Source organism: Actinosynnema sp. NPDC050801 (assembly GCF_040673975.1).
In the GTDB taxonomy this organism is placed as follows: Bacteria; Actinomycetota; Actinomycetes; order Mycobacteriales; family Pseudonocardiaceae; genus Actinosynnema.
On record NZ_JBFAQZ010000016.1, the window covers coordinates 99,069 to 116,998 of the forward strand.

A 17,930-nucleotide genomic window follows, 5' to 3' on the forward strand; every position below is an offset into this window, starting at 1 on the left:
AAGCCCGGTTCACTTCGGCGGGCACCGAACCGTCCCCGACGCATAATGGCCCACGTGGCAGCGGACGAACTGGCAGACCTGGCCGCGCTGCTCGCCGACCGCAGCCGCGCCCGGTTCCTGCTCGCGCTCATGGACGGCCGCGCGTGGACCTCCGGTGAACTGGCCGCCGCCGCGGCGGTCGCGCCCTCCACGGCCAGCGAGCACCTGACCCGCCTGGTCGAGGGCGGCCTCCTGGTCGAACGCCGCCAGGGCCGCCACCGCTACGTCCAGCTCGCCGGGCCCGAGCAGGCCAGGCTGCTCGAAGACCTGCTCGGCTACCTCGGCCCCACCGCGTCCCCGGAGCGAACGCTCCGCGCGTCCGCCGCCGACCAGGCCCTCCGCCGCGGCCGGACGTGCTACGACCACCTGGCCGGACGCCTGGGCGTGGCCATCACCGACGCCATGGCGGCCCGCGGCCTGCTCACCGACGACCTCGCGGTCACCGACGACGGCCTCGCGTGGCTGGCGGACGAGCTCACCTTCACCCCGCCGTCCTCCCGCCGCCCGTTGGCCAAGGCGTGCCTGGACTGGACCGAGCGCCGTTCGCACCTGGGCGGCGCGGTGGGCGCGCACGTGTCCGCCCACCTGCACGCCCACGACTGGGTGCGCAGGATCGGCACGGGCCGCGCCGTGCGCCTCACCCCGACCGGCGAAGCGGCGCTGCACCGCCTGCTGGGCGTCCCGGCACCCTGAAGCCGGCCGTCAGACTGACCGCGTCAGCCACTTCGGCAGCCACGAGGAGTTCCCCGCCGGCAGCACGTCGACCACCACGCACGTGATGTTGTCCGGCCCGCCACCCGCGTTGGCCGCCTCGATCAACGCGCGCACGGTCTCGTCGCCGTCCGCGGACCCGGCGAGCAGCTCGGCGATCTCCGCCGCGCCCAGCACGTCCGACAGGCCGTCCGAGCAGATCAGGTAGCGGTCCCCCGCCTCGACGTCCTGGAAGAACAGGTCCGGGTCGTGGGCGCTCCCGGCCTGCAACGCGCGCATGAGCATCGAACGGCCGGGGTGCTCGGCGGCCTGCTCGGCGGCCATCCGCCCGTCGTCCACCAACGCCTGGACCATGGTGTGGTCCCGGGTGACCTGGCTCAGCGCGCCCTCGCGGACGACGTAGCAGCGCGAGTCGCCGATGTGCCCGACCGCGAACCGCTCGCCGTCCCACAGCAGCGCGGTGAGCGTGGTGCCCATGCCGCGCATGTCGAAGTTCTCCTCGGCCAGGTCGGTCAGCCGGATCGCGATCTCCCGGGCCGCGCCGGACAGCTCGCCGAGTGGGTCGTCGGCATCCACGTCGAGGTCGGCCAGCACCGCCACCGCGATCGAACTCGCCACTTCGCCGTACGCGTGCCCGCCCATGCCGTCGGCGACGGCGAACAGGCGTTCGCTGAAGTACACGGAGTCCTCGTTCGCTTCACGGCGCAGGCCGGGGTCGGTGCCGACGGCGTACCGGAGCGCATACATGCCGCACAGTGAATCACCCGCACGGGTGCCCGTGAGCAGGGCATGACCAATCCGGTCAGCGAGGACGGCCGTAGAACTCGCTCAGGAGGAGCATCGCCGCCCCCGCGGCGACCACGTCGTCACCCAACGGGGTGATCGACACGTCCACCGGGAGCCACTCGTCCTTCGGCAACCGGGCGCGCACGCCGTCGAGGTACGCGGCGGGTTCGGCGAGCACCGCGCGACCGGCCAGCACCACGTGGTCGATGTCGAGCAGCTGCACGAGGTCGGCCACGGCGACGCCCACGATGGACGTCGCCTCGACCAGGTCGCCGCGCGCGGCGGCGAGGTTGTGCAACGCCTCTATGCACCCGCTGCGCCCGCACACGCACGGCGGGCCGTCGAGCTGGATGGTGGTGTGCCCGTACTCGCCCGCGTTGGTGCGCACGCCCCGGTGCACCCGGCCGTCGAGCAGCATCCCGATGCCCAGGCCGGTGCCGACGAGCACGAGCACCGCGTCGCGCAGCTCCTCGCCGCGTCGCCACGCCTCGGCCACGACCGCCGTGTTGGTGTCCTTGTCGAGCACGACCGGCAGGCCGAGCCGCTGTTCGGCCAACGCGCGCAGCGGCACGTCGTGCCACGCGGTCAGGCCGGTCGGGTAGTGCACGACGCCGGTCCGGTGGTCCAGCGGGCCGACGAACCCGATGCCCACGCCGAGGAGCCGGTCGCTGCGCAGACCGTCGACCAGCCGGTTCAGCTCCTCCACGAACGTCGGCGGGTCGAAGTCGCGCGGCAGCGGCGCCACCGCGCGGTCCAGCACGGTGCCCGCGAGGTCGGTGAGCACGACCCGCAGTTCGTCGCGCTCGACCTGGGCGCCCAGCGCGAGCCGGGAGTCGGCGACGAGCTTGAGCAGGGTGCGCGGCTTGCCGACGCCCACGTTGCGGGTGCCGGACTCGACCAGCAGGCCGTCGTCGATGAGCCTGCTCACGACCTTGGACACCGCCTGCGGGGTGAGCCCGCTGCGGTCGGCCAGCTCGACCCTGGTCACGGCACCGGACCTGGCCAGCCCGAGCACCACCGCGTCGTTGTACCCCCGCAGGAAGCGCAAGTTGGCCACGGGTCCATCATCGCACCTGGCTTTTTACTACACACTGTTGCTTTAATCGGGTCATGCCTCTCCGCACCGGACTGCTCGGCTACGGCATCGCCGGCCGGGTGTTCCACGCACCGCTGATAGCCGCGACGCCCGGCCTGGAGCTGAGCGCCGTCGTCACCGCCGACCGGGCGCGACGAGCGCAGGCCGAGGCCACCTACCCCGGCGTGGCGCTGCCGCGCACGGTCGAGGAGCTGTTCGCGCTCGACCTGGACGTGGTCGTGGTCGCCACCCCCAACCGCACGCACGTGCCGCTGGCGCTGGCGGCGATCGAGGCGGGGCTCGCGGTCGTGGTGGACAAGCCGTTCGCGCCGACGTCGGCCGACGCCCGCCGGGTGCTCCAGGCCGCGCGGTACCGGGACGTGCCGGTGACGGTGTTCCAGAACCGGCGGTGGGACAGCGACTTCCGCACGGTCCGGTCGCTGCTGGCCGAGGGCGCGCTGGGCACCGTGACGCGGTTCGAGTCGCGGTTCGAGCGGTGGACGCCGGAGATCTGGGACAACTGGCGCGAGTTCGGGGACCCCGAGGAGGCCGGCGGGCTGCTCTACGACCTGGGCGCGCACCTGGTCGACCAGGCGTTGGAGCTGTTCGGGCCGGTGTCCTCGGTGTACACCGAGCTGGACCGGCGACGGCCCGGCGTCGAGGTGGACGACGACGTCTTCGTGGCGTTGACGCACGCGAACGGGGTGCGTTCACACCTTTGGGCCAGTTCCGCCGCGTCGCACCACGGGCCGCGGTTGCGCGTGCTGGGCTCGACCGGCGCGTACGTCTCGCACGGCTTGGACCGGCAGGAGGACGCCCTCGCCGCGGGCAAACCGTTTGACGATTTGTCGACAAATGGGCGGTTGGGGTTGCTGGACGACGCCGAGGAGGTCGTCGGGCTGCCCGGCGCGTACTCCGAGTTCTACCGGCTGCTGGTTGCCGCGCTCACCGAGGGCGGTCCGCTGCCGGTCGACCCGGAGTCGGCGGTGCGCGCGCTGGAAGTGATCGAGGCGGCCTTCACCTCCGCCCGGACCGGACAGGTGGTGTCGCTGTGAGCTTGCTGGAGACGTTGGCCGAGCAGGAGTCCCGGCTGGTGTTCACGTCGTTCGACAACGAGGTGGCGCTGGCGCTGGGCGCATTCCTGCTGGAGGCGGCGCGCGAGCGGTCGTTGCCGGTGACGATCTCGGTGCGACGGGGGCAGCAGCGCCTGTTCCACGCGGCGCTGCCGGGCACGTCGGCCGACAACGACGAGTGGATCGACCGCAAGAGCCGGGTGGTCGACCGGTACGGGCAGAGCTCGTTCCGGGTCGGCGAGAGCTTCCGCGCGAACGGCAGGACGTTCGAAGCCGACTCGCGCCTGGACTCCGACCGCTACGCCGCGCACGGCGGCGTGTTCCCCGTGACTGTGGCCGGTGTCGGCGTGGTGGGCACCGTCGGCGTGTCCGGCCTGCCGCAGGCCGACGACCACGCGTTCGTCGTGGAGCAGCTCGAGAAGTTCCTGGCCACCACGTAGACCGCGGGCGCACCGGCTGCCGCCCAGCCGCCGCGCCCCTCCCCACCCGACGGCCCGTCCTGCCCCCGGACGGGCCGTCGGGCGTCTACCCCCGGGCCCGGACGGGACGACGGGCCTGAGCCATCCGAAGCGGTGAGGGCGTCCGACCGGGTGCCCCCACCGCTCTCACCGCGTCACCGCTCTCACCGCGTCATCACCTCAGCGCGTCATCGCCTCAGCAGAACACCTCGTTCATCAGCTCCTCGTAACCCGAGACCGGACCGGGGTCGGGAGCGGAGGTCACCGACACCGTCAGGCGGGTCTTCGTGTCCGCCGTGCTGACCATCAGGCTGGCGTAGCCCGGGATGCCACCGCTGTGGCCCCAGACCTTGACGCCGCAGGGCAGTTCCCGCTCCTCGATGCCCAGCCCGTAGCCCCCGGTGATCGGCAGGACCGACGTCAGCTGCTCCTGCTGCGCCGGGCGGAGCAGCCTGCCGTCCAGCAGCGCGTCCGCGAACCGGTCGAGGTCGGCCGTCGTGGAGATCATCTCGCCCGCCGCGTACGCGACCGACGGGTTGATCTCGGTGATGTCGACGACCTGCCCGCCGGCCCGGATGTAACCGTGCGCGTGCGGGCCGGGGACCTCGGTGCGGGTGCCGGGCACGGACGTCGACCGCAGGCCCAGCGGACGCAGGATGCGCTGCTCCACCGCCGCGCCGTAGGGCTTGCCGGTGACCTTCTCCACCAGCATCCCGGCCACGACGTAGTTGGTGTTCGAGTACCGCCACTCGGTGCCGGGCTGGAAGTCCAGCGGCCGGGCCGTGGACAGGGCGACCAGCTCGGTGGGCGTCCACGCCTTGTACCGGATGGTCAGCAGGCCGTCCGGGGTGAGCGGGAGCGCGGACGTGTAGTTGTAGAGCCCGCTGGTGTGCTGCAGCAAGTGCCGCACGGTGATCCGGTCGCCGTCCGGCAGCAGGCCCGGCAGGTAGCGCTGCACCGGCGCGTCCAGCTCGACCTTGCCCTCGCCGACCAGCTGGAGCACGACGGTCGACACGAACGTCTTGGTGATGCTGCCGACCCGGAACCGGCCGTCGGTCGGCACGGGACGCGGTGAGTCGACCCGCGCCGTGCCGCTGCGGGCGGTGATCTCGCGCCGACCGTCGTTGACGCGGACCTGAACCCCTTGCGCCCCCGTGCGGGCCATGTCGTCCAACGCCCGCTGGACGACCTGGCGGTCGACGCGGCCGGCCTGGTCGACCGACGGCTCGGCCACCGCCGTCCCCCCGATGCCCACGACCGCCAGCCCGACGGCGGCGGCCAGGGCGATTCCCCTCTTGCCCATCAACGTGTTGCCTCCCTCAGTGACGTCGAGACCCCTCTCGACGAGATCGAGTCTTGCCGTCCGGCCGTGCCCCTACGTCCGCCTCTGGTCTTGGAGGTCACGCGACTTTAGGCTCATCCACCCCTAGTGGTCGTCGGGCTTCGGAACCGGTTCCGAAGGGTTCACCACTAGTCCGTTCGAGTGACGACAATGGTCTAGACCTTGACCGTGAAGTGGTCTGAACCACATGGTGACGTCAACCCTGCACTCCTTTCCTGACAAGGAGCACGATGTCCAAGATCCGATGGCATGTCACAGCGTTGTTCGTGGCGGTCGCCACGTTGGTGGTGGGGCTGGTCGTCGCGCCCGCGGCCAGCGGTGCGGGCGGCGTCTCGGCCACCTTCAGCAAGGGCTCGGACTGGGGCACCGGGTACGAGGGCAAGTACACGATCAAGAACGGCGGCACGTCCGCCCTGACCTCGTGGACGGTCGAGTTCGACCTGCCCACCGGACACAAGGTCAGCTCCCTGTGGGACGGCTCGTACACCGCCGCCGGCCAGCACGTGACCGTGAAGAACACGTGGAACGGCAACGTCGGCGTGGGCGGGTCGGTGAGCTTCGGCTTCAACGTGACGTACTCCGGCGCGTTCAGCGGGCCGGCCAACTGCAAGCTGAACGGCGCGTCGTGCGACGCCGGCGGGACCAACCCGACGACGACCACCACGACCACCACGACAACCACGACAACGACCACCACCACGACGACCACGGGTACGACCACGACCACGTCGAACCCGCCGGTCGGCACGCGGAAGAACCTGGGCTACTTCACCCAGTGGGGCGTCTACGGCCGCCAGTACTTCGTGAAGAACATCCACACCTCCGGCTCGGCCGCGAAGCTGACGCACATCAACTACGCGTTCGGCAACGTGCAGAACGGCCAGTGCACCATCGGTGACGCCTACGCCGACTACGACATGGCCTACACCGCCGCGAACTCGGTCGACGGCGTGGCCGACACCTGGGACACCGGTGCCCTGCGCGGTTCGTTCAACCAGCTCCGCAAGCTCAAGAGGATGTACCCGCACATCAAGGTGCTGTGGTCGTTCGGCGGTTGGACCTGGTCGGGCGGCTTCGGCCAGGCGGCGCAGAACCCGGCGGCGTTCGCCGAGTCCTGCCACCGGCTCGTCGAGGACCCGCGCTGGGCGGACGTGTTCGACGGCATCGACATCGACTGGGAGTACCCGAACGCGTGCGGCCTGACCTGCGACACCTCCGGCTTCAGCTCGATGAAGACGGTCTCGCAGGCCTTGCGCACCCGCTTCGGCGCCAACTACCTGGTCACGGCCGCCATCACGGCGGACGGCTCCAACGGCGGCAAGATCGACGCCGCCGACTACGGCGGCGCGGCGCAGTACCTCGACTGGTACAACGTCATGACCTACGACTACTTCGGCGCGTTCAACGCCAAGGGCCCGACCGCTCCGCACTCCCCGCTCACCTCCTACACCGGCATCCCGCAGGCGGGCTTCAACTCCGACGCGGCGATCCAGAAGCTGAAGGGCAAGGGCGTCCCGGCGGCCAAGCTGCTGCTCGGCATCGGCTTCTACGGCCGCGGCTGGTCCGGCGTGACCCAGTCCGCCCCAGGCGGCACGGCGACCGGCGCGGCGCCGGGCACGTACGAGGCGGGCATCGAGGACTACAAGGTCCTCAAGACCAAGTGCCCGGCCACCGGCACGATCGCGGGCACGGCGTACGCGCACTGCGGCGACCAGTGGTGGAGCTACGACACCCCGGCCACCATCGGCGGCAAGATGGGCTACGCCAAGACCCAGGGCCTGGGCGGCGCCTTCTTCTGGTCGCTCGACGGCGACACCTCGAACGGTGAGCTGATCACCGCGATGGGCAACGGCCTGAAGTAACCCGTTCCTGCACCACCCGAAGGGCCCTGCGGGCGTCTCCCCCGCAGGGCCCTTCGCCGTCCTGAACGGTGAACTCGGGTGTTCCGAACGTAGGACACACCTGACCTGAACGTAGGACTCGCGCGACCTGAACGTTCGACTCGCGCGTGTCCTACCTCCAGAACGCGCGTGTCCTACGTTCAGAACGCGCGTGTCCTACGTTCGCGTCGCGCGTGTCCTACGTTCAGGACCCCCGAGTTCAACGTTCAGGACGGCCGAGGTGGGCTTTCCGGTTCACTCGGGCGGTGGTGCCGGCGCCGATCAGCGTCACGGTCCACTGCCCGGAACCGCGCCACGTGACGGGGGCCCGCGTGCCGAGAGACACGCGGGCCCCCGGACGAGCGACTAGACGGTCAGGCTCCAGGAGTTGATGTACCCGGTGTCGGCCGAGTACACGTCCTGCACCTTCAGCTGCCACGCGCCGTTGCGCGCCTCCGAGGAGACGTTCGCCGTGTACGTGGTGTCGATGTTGTCGCCCGAGTCGTTGTTCGACGCCTTCAACCGGTACGACGTGCCGTCCGGCGCGACCAGGTCGATCACCAGGTCACCCCGGTAGGTGTGCACGATGTGCACCTCCACCTGCGACGTCGCCGAGGCGTTGCCCTCGCAGCCGGCGATCGTGATCGTGCTGGTGACGGCCGCACCGTTGTCCGGCACGCTCACGTCCGCGTCGTTGGTCGCCTTGGCGCACCCGACCGGCGGGTTGCCGCCGCCGCCGTAGGGGTTGGCCGCCTTCTTCGCCGCGTACATCAGCATCGGCTTCGTCTTCGGCCAGAACGTCGACGACTGGCACGAGAACGCCGGGAAGAACCCGGAGCACGTGCCCGACGACGGCCCGATCTCCCACACGAACGACGCCACGCCCAGGTCGTCGTACACCCAGTCGTCCGTCGCGCCGGCCGCGTTGTAGAGCACCTCGCCCGGCTGCCCGTACTGCCAACCGCCGGCCAACGTCGCCATGTCCTTGGCCATCCCACGCAGCGCCGCGTCGTTGCCGGTCTTGTACGACGTCGTCCAACCCCACGGGAACAGCACCAGGTTCGAGTAGCTGTGCATGGAGATCACGACACCGGTCGTGTCGGCGGGCGCGGCGTCGGTGTTGCCGGTGCCGCGACGGTCGCGGTAGAGGCTGCGCCACAACCCCTGCAGCGCCTTCGTCTCCACCTCGGAGTTCGCCGACGGGCCCTTGTAGGTCTGGTCGCACGGGTTGGAGGACGTGCCCGCGCCGCCCCAGTGGGAGTCGGTGTTGCGGTTGAGGTCGATGCCGATCTGCGACGACGACGTGCCCGAGCAGTTCGACCCGTTCGTGGTGTTGGCGTTCTTGCGCTGGTAGCGCGGCGAGTTGCCGCCCTGCTGCACGATGTTCACGCCGTCCGGGTTGGCGATCGGCACGACCCACACCTCGGTCGTGTCGAGCAGCGCGGTCACCTCCGCGTCGACGCCGTAACCGGTGGTCAGGTGGTCGATCCACTTCCACGCCGTGTCACCGGTGGTGAGCTCGCGGGCGTGCAGCTGGCCCATCACGAAGAACCGGGGCTTCGGCGCGGACGTGCTCAGCGCGCAGTCGCCGGCGTTCTTCTTGGTGATGCAGACGGCCCGCAGGTCGTACCCGCCCGCGCCCTGGGTCTTCTTCCACGAGTCGCCGTAGTCGACCAGGGTCGTCAGGTTCGGGTACTGCTGGCCGACCAGGTCGAGGTGCGACCAGTGGGCGTTGATGGTGCGGTAGCCGCCGTAGTAGGTCTCGTTGATGTCGGCCGCGTCGAACGTCGGCGACTGCGACTTCTTGGCGGGCGGCTGCCACTGCGGCGCGGGCAGCACCTCGTCGATGACGGCGGTGAAACCGGCCTGCTTGAGGCCTTGGCCGGTGCCGGCGTCGCCGAGCACGAACAGGTAGTCGCCGTCGCGGTCCTCCAGCACGTCGAAGCCGCGCCCGAGCAGGTTCTGGGCGGCGGCGCCGAGCGGCGCGTGGACCTTGTAGACGTAGGTCGGTCCGGCTTGGACCGCGGCGACCTCGGGTGCGGGACCGGCGGTGCCGGGGATGCCCCCGGTGACCACCGCGGCCGCCGCGACACCGGCTATGGCCAGCGTCAGCAGGGAACGTCTGGTCGACTTCACGGTTGTTCCTCCTAGGCAGGGTTGAGCTGGAGGATGCGGGACGAACCGCTGTCTTGCACACCCGCCATCCGGCCATTCCTCTCCGTTATGCCTCGGTGTTTTGACTGGTGGTGCTGAGGTACCCCGGCCCTTGGTCCGGATGGAGGAGGAGTCGTGACGGACGAAGAACTAGTCGAGCGCATCACCCGGCTGGTGGAGGAAGAGCACCGGTTGGAGGGATCCCGCATCGGCGAGGGCCTGAGCGCGGGCGACGCCAGGCGGCTGCGGGACCTCGAAGTCGCCCTGGACCAGACGTGGGACCTCCTGCGTCAGCGCCGCGCCCGCCGGGCCGCCGGCATGGACCCGGACGGCGCCAAGCCCCGCGACCCCGGCACCGTGGAGGGCTACCGGCAGTAGTGCGCGGCAGTCCGTGCTCGGCCGTCGTGCACGGCGGCAGTGCCCGCGCCGGCGCACGGGCTCTTGACCCAGCCCTTGGGGCAGCCCGCAGGGTCCTCGCCATGGAGGATGTGGGGGTGGCACGGCTACTGGGCACCGGTGAGTTCGCCCGCCGGTCACGGCTGTCGGTGAAGGCGCTGCGGCTGTACGAGCGCCAGGGCCTGCTGCGGCCGGCCCAGGTCGACGCGGGCAACGGCTACCGGCGCTACCGGGAGGACCAGCTGGTCGGTGCGCGCCTGGTGGCGCTGCTGCGCAGGCTGGACATGCCGCTGGCCGAGGTGGCGAAGATCGTCGCCGCGCCCGACGGCGAACGGGCCGGCCTGCTCGCCGACTACTGGGCTCGGGTCGAGCACCGGATGGCCGTCCAACGTGGTCTGGCCGCCCACCTCCGCGTCGTGTTGTCCGGAGGGAAGGGTTTGGTGGACATGTACGAGATCAAGCAGCGAGACGTACCCGAACAGGTGGTCCTGACCGAGCAGCGGCACCTGCTCCAGCCCGCGCTGGAGGAGTGGATCGCCGGCTCGATGGCCCGGCTGGTCAAGGCCGCCGAGGGCCACGGAGGCGTGTCCGACGCGCCGTTCGTCGTCTACCACGGCGAGGTGAACGAGGACAGCGACGGACCGGTGGAGTCGTGCGTGCCGATCGGCGCGGACGGGCCGCCGGCGGGGGTGGCGGCCCGGGTCGAGCCCGCGCACCGGGAGGCGTACGTGCGGCTGACCAAGGCGCAGGTGGTGTTCCCGCAGATCCTGTCCGCCTACGACGCCGTGGCCGTGTGGATCAAGGACAACGGGTTCGCGGTGCACGACGCGCCGCGCGAGGTCTACTTCGCGGACTGGGACACCGCGGGCCCGGACGACGAGGTCTGCGACGTGGCGTTCCCCCTGCGCCAGGCGGGTCAGACCAGCTGAGCGAGGCGGTGGTCCAGTGCCGTGTGGCGACGTCCGGCGCCCACGGTGCGGACCGCCTGCCCGATCGCCTTGCGCGACCCGACCAGCACCACCAGCTTCTTCGCCCGCGTCACCGCCGTGTAGAGCAGGTTGCGCTGGAGCATCATCCACGCGCTCGTCGTGATTGGGATGACGACGCACGGGTATTCACTGCCCTGTGAGCGGTGAATCGTCATGGCGTAGGCGTGGGTCAGCTCGTCCAGCTCGCCGAACTCGTAGTCCACGTCCTCTTCCTCGTCGGTCCGAACGGTCAGCTTCTGCTCCACCGCGTCGATCGCCGTGACGATGCCGAGCGTGCCGTTGAAGACGTTCTTGTCGTAGTTGTTGCGCATCTGGGTGACCTTGTCGCCGACGCGGAACACCCGGCCGCCGAAGCGGCGTTCCGGCAGGTCCGGTGTGGACGGTGTCAGGGCCTCCTGCAGCAGGGCGTTCAGCCCGCCCGCACCGGCCGGTCCCCGGTGCATCGGCGCGAGCACCTGCACGTCCGTGCGCGGTTTGAGCCCGAACTTGCGCGGGATGCGGTTGGCGACGACGTCCACCACCAGCGCCGCCGCGTCCTCGGCCTCCTCTGCGGGGAACAGGAAGAAGTCCGGCATCCCCTGCACGACGGGGTAGTCGCCGTTGTTGATCCGGTGCGCGTTGGTCACCACGCCGGACTGCTGCGCCTGCCGGAAGATGTGCGTGAGGCGGACGTTCGGGACGGGGCTGCGGTCGGACAGCACGTCGCGCAGCACCTCGCCCGCGCCGACCGACGGCAGCTGGTCGACGTCACCGACCAGCAGCAGGTGCGCGCCCGGCGCGACGGCCTTCACCAGCTTGTTCGCCAGCAGCAGGTCCAGCATCGAGGCCTCGTCCACGACCACGAGGTCCGCGTCGAGCGGTCGGTCGCGGTCGTAGGCGGCGTCACCTCCGGGCTTGAGCTCCAGCAGCCGGTGCACGGTGCGGGCCTCGTGCCCGGTCAGCTCGGTCAACCGCTTGGCCGCACGGCCGGTCGGCGCGGCCAGCACGACCTTCGCGCCCTTGGCCGTGGCCAGCTTCACGATCGACCGCACGGTGAAGCTCTTGCCGCACCCCGGACCACCCGTCAGCACCGCCACCTTGCGGGTCAGGGCCAGCCGGACGGCGTCGCGCTGCTTGTCCTCCAGTGACGCGCCGAGCCACCCGAACGCCCTGTCCCAGTCGACCTGCTGGAACGCGGGCATCCGCTCGTCGTCGGTCCGGAGCAGCCGCAGCAGCTGGTTGGCCAGGGAGATCTCGGCCCGGTGGAACGCGAGCAGGTAGATGCCCGGCTCGCCGTCCGGCATGATCTCGCGGACCACGCCCTCCTCCGCGACCAGCTCGGCCAGGCACTCGATCACCAGGCCGGCGTCGACCTGGAGGATCTTGATCGCGTCGCCGATGAGCTCGTTCTCCGGCAGGTAGCAGTTGCCGTCGCCGGTCGCCTCGGACAGCGTGAACTGCAACCCCGCCTTCACCCGCTGCGGGCTGTCGTGCGGGATGCCCACGGCTTTCGCGATCACGTCGGCGGTGCGGAACCCGATGCCCCACACGTCGTTGGCCAGGCGGTAGGGCTCCTCCCGCACGACGTCGATCGACTTGTCGTTGTACTGCTTGTAGATGCGCACGGCCAACGACGTCGACACGCCGACGCCCTGGAGGAAGACCATGACCTCCTTGATCGCCTTCTGCTCCTCCCAGGCGGCGGCGATCATCTTGGTGCGCTTCGGGCCGAGCTTGGGCACCTCGACCAGGCGTTGCGGCTCGTGCTCGATGACGTCCAGCGCGTCCACGCCGAAGTGGGTGACGATCCGGTCGGCCAGCACCGGCCCGATGCCCTTGATCAGGCCGGAGCCGAGGTAGCGGCGGATGCCCTGGATGGTGGCGGGCAGCACGGTCGTGTAGTCGTCGACGTGGAACTGCTTGCCGTACTGGGGGTGCGAGCCCCAGCGACCGCGCATCCGGATCGACTCGCCGGGCTGCGCGCCGAGCAGCGAGCCGACCACCGTGACCAGGTCACCGCCGCGACCGGGGTCGACGCGCGCCACCGTGTAGCCGGTCTCCTCGTTGGCGAACGTGATCCGCTCCAGCACCGCTTCCAGGACCGCGTCAGCCACCCGGTCACCCTAGGACGTGCCGCCGACCGGCTGACACCTGGCGCACCGACTTCGGCCCCGGCCACGAGCCGTGCGCGGTCTCCACAGGACGTTCACAAGTCACGCCGACCACCTCCACGGCTCGCACATAGAGTCGGTCGCATGACACGCCGGGTTCTGGTGGTCGAGGACGACCTGACCATCGCCGGGTCCGTGGCCGCGCGGCTGCGGGCCGAGGGGTTCGAGGTCGAGTTGGCGCACGACGGCCCCTCGGCCGTCTCACGTGCCCGTGACGTGCGGCCGGACCTGGTCGTGCTGGACGTGATGCTGCCCGGGTTCGACGGGCTGGAGGTGTGCCGGCGGATCCAGGCCGAGCGGCCGGTGCCGGTGCTCATGCTGACCGCCCGGGGCGACGAGACCGACCTGCTGGTGGGGCTCGCGGTCGGCGCGGACGACTACCTGACCAAGCCGTTCTCGATCCGGGAGCTGGCCGCGCGGGTGCACGCGCTGCTGCGGCGGGTCGAACGGGCCGCGTCGGCCGCGTCGGCCCGGATCGCGGTCGCCGACCTGGAGATCGACCTGGCCGAGCGGCGGGTGGTGCGCGCCGGCGAGGAGGCGCACCTGACGCCGACCGAGTTCGAGCTGCTGGTGCACCTCGCCGAACGGCCGCGCGCCGTGCAGTCGCGGGAGCGGCTGTTGAGCGAGGTGTGGGGTTGGGCCGACGGCACGGGGACGCGGACGGTGGACAGCCACATCAAGGCGTTGCGGCGGAAGTTGGGCACGGACCTGATCCGGACCGTGCACGGCGTCGGCTACGCGTTGGAGGTGCCCCGGTGAGCCTGCGATCGGCGTTCGAGACCACGGTCGAGCTGCTGCCGCGCCCGCTGGACCCGGTGCGGTCGATCAAGTTGAAGCTCGGGATCCTGCTGGTGTCGGCGATGGCGGCGGGGTTCACGTACTTCTGGTACCGCATCCAGTGGCTGGCGCCGGGCACCACGTTCGGCACGATCGCGATCGTGCTGGTGACGTCGCAGATCCTCGCGCACGGGATGACCCGCCCGCTGCGGGAGATGACGGCGGCGGTGCGGGCGATGCGGGCCGGCGACTACAGCAGGCGGGTGCGCGCGACGGCCCGGGACGAGGTCGGCGAGCTGGCCGGCGCGTTCAACCAGATGGCGGCCGACCTCCACGCGGCGGACCAGCAGCGGCGGGAGCTGATCGCGAACGTCTCGCACGAGTTGCGCACGCCGATCACTGCCTTGCAGAACGTGCTGGAGAACGTCGTGGACGGGGTCGCGCAGCCGGATGCGGCGACGATGCGGACGGCGTTGGCGCAGACCGAGCGGCTCGGCCGGTTGGTGACCGAGCTGCTGGACCTCTCGCGGATCGACGCGGGCGCGCACCGGTTGGACAAGGCGGACTTCGTGCTGGCGCCGTTGCTGGCGGACGTCGTGGCCGAGGCGTCGGTGGCCGCCCGGGGGGTGCGGTTCACCGTCGACGTCTCGCCGCCGGGGGCGACGGTCTACGCGGACGAGGCCCGGCTGGCGCAGGTGGTCGCGAACCTGCTGGACAACGCCGCCCGGCACGGCCCGGCGGGTGGCGAGGTGCGGGTGTCCGCGAAGGTGGGCGCGGACCTGGTGCTGGAGGTCGCCGACGACGGGCCGGGCATCGCGCCGCAGGACCGCGACCGGGTCTTCGAGCGCTTCACCCGCGGCGAACGCGCGGGCGGCGGCGGCACCGGCCTCGGCCTCAACATCGCGCGCTGGGTGGTCGACCTGCACGGCGGCACCATCGCCGTGGTCGACGGTCCGGGCTGCCGCATCCGGGCCACCCTGCCCGCCTCTCCCCCCACTACCTGACCCACCCGGCACCCGCGAGTCGAACGCTCAGCACACGCGAGTCGAACGCTCAAGTCCCGCGAGTCCGACGCTCAGGACCCCTGAATTCACCACTCGGAACACCGCCGCGCGTTCGGCGGGCGATGGCGCACGCCCTGGAGGCAACACCCGATGACCCCCACCCGCGCACTGCTCACCGGCGCCGCAGCCGGGATCGCGGCGGCCGTCCTGCTACCCCTGGACGAACCCGGCCTCGGCTGGTCGCTGACCGCCGTCGTCGTCTTCGCGCTGCTGCGCCGGGTCAGACCCGGCTGGGCCGTGCTGTCCGTCGCGCTGTTCGGGGTCGGCGCGTTCGTCGCGGCCGAGTGGTTCTTCACGCTCTGCGCGATCGCCGGTTGCGCCGCCGGATCACTCGCGGTCGTCGGCGGCCGGACCGCGCGCGGCCTGGTGTTCGGCTCCGGCGCCGTGCCGATCGCCGCCATCAGGGCGGTCCCGTGGGTGGCACGAGGCGTGAAGGAACGCGGCACGCCCGCCCTGGTCCGCCCGATCCTCATCACCGTCGGCCTGCTGCTGATCTTCGTCCCGCTGCTGGCGGGCGCCGACGCCGCGTTCGCCGACCTGCTGGGCTCCATCGCACCCGACGAGACCTCCGGTCAGCCGATCGTGCTGTTCCTGACCGTCGGCCTCGGCACGATGGGCGCGGCCTACCTGCTGGTCACCCGACCGGTCCTCGACGAGACCTCCGACCTGCCCCGCACGGTCGCGCGACGTGACTGGGTGCTCCCCGTCGGCGCGTTGGTGCTGCTCTTCGCCACGTTCGTGGCCGTGCAGATCAACACGCTGTTCGCGGGCGACGAGCACGTCATCACCACCCCCGACCTCACCTACGCCGACCACGCCCGGAGCGGCTTCTGGCAGCTGCTCGCCGTCGCCGTGCTCACCCTCGGCGTCATCGCGGTCGTCGCACGCCTCGCCCGGCTCGACTCGCCCGACGACCGCCGGTGGCTGCGCGGCCTGCTGGGCGCACTCAGCGCGCTCACCCTGGTGATCGTCGCCTCCGCCATCGCCCGCATGTGGCTCTACCAGCAGGCCTACGGCTTCACCGTGCTGCGCGTCCTGGTCATCGCCTGCGAGCTGTGGCTCGGCGTCGTCTACCTGATGGTCCTGGCCGCGGGCGTGCGGTTGCGGGCGGGGTGGCTGGCCCGCGCCGTGGTCGCCACCGGTTTCACCGCGCTCGTCGGTCTGGCCGCGCTCAACCCCGAGCGGTTCATCGCCGAGCGCAACGTCGACCGCTACCACGCCACGCAGAAGATCGACGTCCCGTACCTCGCCGGGCTGTCGGAGGACGCCGTGCCCGCGCTCGCCACGCTCCCGGAGGACCTGCGCGCCTGCGCGCTGGAGTTCCGCCGCGTCCAAGGCGACGACTGGCGCTCCTGGAACCTCGGCCGCAGCCAGGCCAGGGAGGCGCTCGCCGAGGTCAGGCGGGACGGCTGTGCGCGGTGACGTGGTCGGTGACGAGGGTCGCCACCTCACCGGCGTGCGTGAGCTGCACCCAGTGCCCGGCGTCGATCTCACGCCGCCGCACGTCCGACGCCCACCGCTCGACGTCCTCGCTCACGCCGGCCGTGACGTACTTGTCCCGCAACGGCTGCACCACCTGCACCGGCACGTCGGTCCGCCGCACGCGCGGTGAGCGCAGTCGCGGGATGAAGTTGGCCCGGTACAGCGCGATGCCCCGCTCGCCGTCCGGCACGATGGTCGGCGGCACGTGCGGCGCGACCCCCTCCAGCCGGCGCGCGATCGCCTCCCAGCGCGGTCCCACGAGGTACCGCCACACCAGGGGCGCGACGAACGGCAGGTGGAACACCACGATGTACCAGGAGTGGAGCAGCTGCTTGAGGTGGCGCGTGGTCGGCCGGCGGCGGATCCAGTGGCCGACGTGGTCCAGGCACGGCCCGGAGATCGAGGTGTACGACGCGATCGGCGCGCCGGGCGTGGTCACCGCCTCCCAGGACTGGATGGATCCCCAGTCGTGCGCGACCACGTGGACGGGCTCGTCCGGGCTGACCGCCGCGATCACCGCGAACAGGTCCCGCGCCAGCACCGGCAGCCGGTAGGCGGCCAACCCGCGCGGCGAGGACGACGCGCCCGCGCCGCGCACGTCGTAGGTGACCACGTGGAACCGCTCGGCCAGAAGCGGCACGACCTCGTCCCACACGCGGTGCGTGTCCGGGTAGCCGTGCACCAGGACGACGGTCGGTGCGGACCGGTCGCCGTGCTCGTACACGGCGAGCCGCACGCCCTCGGACTCCACGAACACCGTTGCCTCCGAGCGCCGTGCCACGCCTGCTTACTACGCCTGCGTAGCTTTGTGAAAGCTACGCCACCGTAGCAATATGGTCCGGTGAGCACAACGCGCCGGAAGTACGCACCGCGCATGCCACCCGGGCAACGGCGCGACCAGCTGCTGGACGGCGCGCTCGACCTCATCGCCGACGGCGGTTTCGACGCGTTGACCATGGAGGCCGTGGCACGGCGGTCGGGCGTGACCAAACCGGTGGTCTACGAGCTGTTCGCCAACCGCGCCGAGGTGATCGCCGCGTTGCTGCGCCGTGAGGCCGACCGCGCCACCGCCCAGGTGCTCGACGCGATCCCGACCGCCGACTTCGGCGACCGCGCACCGGAGGACGTCTACACCGACACCGTCCGCGCGTTCATCAACGCGGTCGTGGCGTCACCGCAGCGGTGGCGGCTGGTGCTGCTGCCGCCCGAGGGCACGCCGGTCGAGTTCCGCCGCCAGGTGGAACTGGTGCGCGCGCAGGTGTCGGAGCAGGTCAACGCCCTGGCGGAGCTGGGGTTGCGGTCGTCGGGCAGCGCCGGGGCGGACGCCGAACTGCTCGGCCACACCATGCTCGCGCTGGCCGAGATGGCGGGTCGGTTGGCCATCACGGACCCGGCGCGGTTCACGCCGGACCGGCTGGTCGGGTTCGTCGGCCAGGTCGCGCACTCCCTGCCGGCGAGCACCCCGCCCGGGTCCTGAGCACGCGTGGGGAATCTCGCAATCGTGCGGCCACCCGCCTGAGTTACTCCGTTCGTGGGTACGGATCACCGGACGTA

General features: G+C 71.4%; 16 protein-coding genes. 10 read left to right on the plus strand and 6 right to left on the minus strand.

The annotated features are described in order from the left end of the window. Window positions 1–45 precede the first annotated feature (45 nt). Window positions 46–732: a winged helix-turn-helix domain-containing protein gene (locus tag AB0K14_RS29635; protein ID WP_360462814.1), complete on the plus strand. Its 687-nt coding sequence runs from the start codon at window positions 46–48 to the stop codon at window positions 730–732. A 9-nt stretch (window positions 733–741) separates the two neighbouring features. Here AB0K14_RS29635 and AB0K14_RS29640 read toward each other — a convergent pair whose 3' ends face one another. Together AB0K14_RS29640 and AB0K14_RS29645 are read right to left on the minus strand one after the other, a co-directional pair. Beyond that, window positions 742–1,497, minus strand: a complete 756-nt coding sequence (locus AB0K14_RS29640; protein ID WP_360462811.1) for a protein phosphatase 2C domain-containing protein — start codon at window positions 1,495–1,497, stop codon at window positions 742–744. Between the two features lie 55 nt (window positions 1,498–1,552). Continuing rightward, window positions 1,553–2,593 carry an ROK family transcriptional regulator gene (locus tag AB0K14_RS29645; protein ID WP_360462808.1) on the minus strand — a complete coding sequence of 347 codons (1,041 nt, stop codon included), beginning with the start codon at window positions 2,591–2,593 and terminating at the stop codon, window positions 1,553–1,555. Window positions 2,594–2,646: 53 nt separating this feature from the next. Between AB0K14_RS29645 and AB0K14_RS29650 the strand changes: the two genes are divergently transcribed. Together AB0K14_RS29650 and AB0K14_RS29655 are read left to right on the plus strand one after the other, a co-directional pair. Beyond that, the gene (locus AB0K14_RS29650) at window positions 2,647–3,666 is read left to right on the plus strand and encodes a Gfo/Idh/MocA family oxidoreductase (RefSeq protein WP_360462805.1); all 1,020 of its coding nucleotides are present in this window, start codon (window positions 2,647–2,649) and stop codon (window positions 3,664–3,666) included. Beyond that, window positions 3,663–4,124: a heme-degrading domain-containing protein gene (locus tag AB0K14_RS29655; protein WP_360462802.1), complete on the plus strand. Its 462-nt coding sequence runs from the start codon at window positions 3,663–3,665 to the stop codon at window positions 4,122–4,124. The genes AB0K14_RS29650 and AB0K14_RS29655 overlap by 4 nt, the downstream gene beginning before the upstream one ends. 214 nt (window positions 4,125–4,338) lie before the next feature. Here the strand turns inward: AB0K14_RS29655 and AB0K14_RS29660 are convergent, their stop codons facing one another. Then, window positions 4,339–5,445, minus strand: coding sequence for a serine hydrolase domain-containing protein (locus AB0K14_RS29660; protein ID WP_360462799.1), 1,107 nt, complete (start codon window positions 5,443–5,445; stop codon window positions 4,339–4,341). Window positions 5,446–5,714: 269 nt separating this feature from the next. Here AB0K14_RS29660 and AB0K14_RS29665 point away from each other — a divergent pair, with 269 nt between their 5' ends. Beyond that, window positions 5,715–7,346 carry a glycosyl hydrolase family 18 protein gene (locus AB0K14_RS29665; protein ID WP_360462796.1) on the plus strand — a complete coding sequence of 544 codons (1,632 nt, stop codon included), beginning with the start codon at window positions 5,715–5,717 and terminating at the stop codon, window positions 7,344–7,346. Between the two features lie 384 nt (window positions 7,347–7,730). On the opposite strand, the gene AB0K14_RS29670 is transcribed toward AB0K14_RS29665, so the two are convergent. Next, window positions 7,731–9,500 (minus strand): M14 family zinc carboxypeptidase, encoded by a 1,770-nt coding sequence (locus AB0K14_RS29670; protein ID WP_360462793.1) that lies wholly within the window; start codon window positions 9,498–9,500, stop codon window positions 7,731–7,733. A 153-nt stretch (window positions 9,501–9,653) separates the two neighbouring features. On the opposite strand from AB0K14_RS29670, the gene AB0K14_RS29675 reads away from it, so the two are divergent. Together AB0K14_RS29675 and AB0K14_RS29680 are read left to right on the plus strand one after the other, a co-directional pair. Beyond that, the gene (locus AB0K14_RS29675) at window positions 9,654–9,896 is read left to right on the plus strand and encodes a DUF2630 family protein (protein WP_360462791.1); all 243 of its coding nucleotides are present in this window, start codon (window positions 9,654–9,656) and stop codon (window positions 9,894–9,896) included. A 116-nt stretch (window positions 9,897–10,012) separates the two neighbouring features. After that, a complete protein-coding gene (locus AB0K14_RS29680; RefSeq protein ID WP_360462788.1) occupies window positions 10,013–10,843 on the plus strand; it encodes a MerR family transcriptional regulator in 831 nt (276 codons plus the stop codon). Here AB0K14_RS29680 and AB0K14_RS29685 read toward each other — a convergent pair. Next, entirely contained in the window at window positions 10,831–12,996 is a 2,166-nt protein-coding gene (locus tag AB0K14_RS29685; RefSeq protein ID WP_360462785.1) for an ATP-dependent RecD-like DNA helicase, read from the minus strand. The genes AB0K14_RS29680 and AB0K14_RS29685 overlap by 13 nt on opposite strands. Before the next feature lie 141 nt (window positions 12,997–13,137). Here AB0K14_RS29685 and AB0K14_RS29690 point away from each other — a divergent pair, with 141 nt between their 5' ends. From AB0K14_RS29690 to AB0K14_RS29700, 3 genes are all read left to right on the plus strand, one after another. After that, complete coding sequence (locus AB0K14_RS29690; RefSeq protein ID WP_360462782.1) at window positions 13,138–13,812, plus strand: response regulator transcription factor; 675 nt, start codon at window positions 13,138–13,140, stop codon at window positions 13,810–13,812. Continuing rightward, entirely contained in the window at window positions 13,809–14,834 is a 1,026-nt protein-coding gene (locus tag AB0K14_RS29695) for a HAMP domain-containing sensor histidine kinase (protein ID WP_360462779.1), read from the plus strand. Before AB0K14_RS29690 ends, AB0K14_RS29695 begins: the two co-directional genes overlap by 4 nt. Before the next feature lie 150 nt (window positions 14,835–14,984). Next, window positions 14,985–16,316, plus strand: a complete 1,332-nt coding sequence (locus AB0K14_RS29700) for a DUF4173 domain-containing protein (RefSeq protein WP_360462776.1) — start codon at window positions 14,985–14,987, stop codon at window positions 16,314–16,316. Here the strand turns inward: AB0K14_RS29700 and AB0K14_RS29705 are convergent. Further along, on the minus strand, window positions 16,291–17,157 hold the full coding sequence (locus AB0K14_RS29705) for an alpha/beta fold hydrolase (RefSeq protein ID WP_360462774.1): 867 nt from the start codon (window positions 17,155–17,157) through the stop codon (window positions 16,291–16,293). The two genes, AB0K14_RS29700 and AB0K14_RS29705, sit on opposite strands and share 26 nt — an antisense overlap. Window positions 17,158–17,217: 60 nt before the next feature. Between AB0K14_RS29705 and AB0K14_RS29710 the strand changes: the two genes are divergently transcribed. Then, the gene (locus tag AB0K14_RS29710; protein WP_360462771.1) at window positions 17,218–17,853 is read left to right on the plus strand and encodes a TetR/AcrR family transcriptional regulator; all 636 of its coding nucleotides are present in this window, start codon (window positions 17,218–17,220) and stop codon (window positions 17,851–17,853) included. Window positions 17,854–17,930 lie beyond the last annotated feature (77 nt).

Coding starts and splice junctions, on each gene's coding strand:
- AB0K14_RS29635 (WP_360462814.1), top strand. CDS start 46: ATGGCCCACGTGGCAGCGGACGAACTGGCAGACCTGGCCGCGCTGCTC.
- AB0K14_RS29640 (WP_360462811.1), bottom strand. CDS start 1,497: ATGTATGCGCTCCGGTACGCCGTCGGCACCGACCCCGGCCTGCGCCGT.
- AB0K14_RS29650 (WP_360462805.1), top strand. CDS start 2,647: ATGCCTCTCCGCACCGGACTGCTCGGCTACGGCATCGCCGGCCGGGTG.
- AB0K14_RS29660 (WP_360462799.1), bottom strand. CDS start 5,445: ATGGGCAAGAGGGGAATCGCCCTGGCCGCCGCCGTCGGGCTGGCGGTC.
- AB0K14_RS29665 (WP_360462796.1), top strand. CDS start 5,715: ATGTCCAAGATCCGATGGCATGTCACAGCGTTGTTCGTGGCGGTCGCC.
- AB0K14_RS29690 (WP_360462782.1), top strand. CDS start 13,138: ATGACACGCCGGGTTCTGGTGGTCGAGGACGACCTGACCATCGCCGGG.
- AB0K14_RS29700 (WP_360462776.1), top strand. CDS start 14,985: ATGACCCCCACCCGCGCACTGCTCACCGGCGCCGCAGCCGGGATCGCG.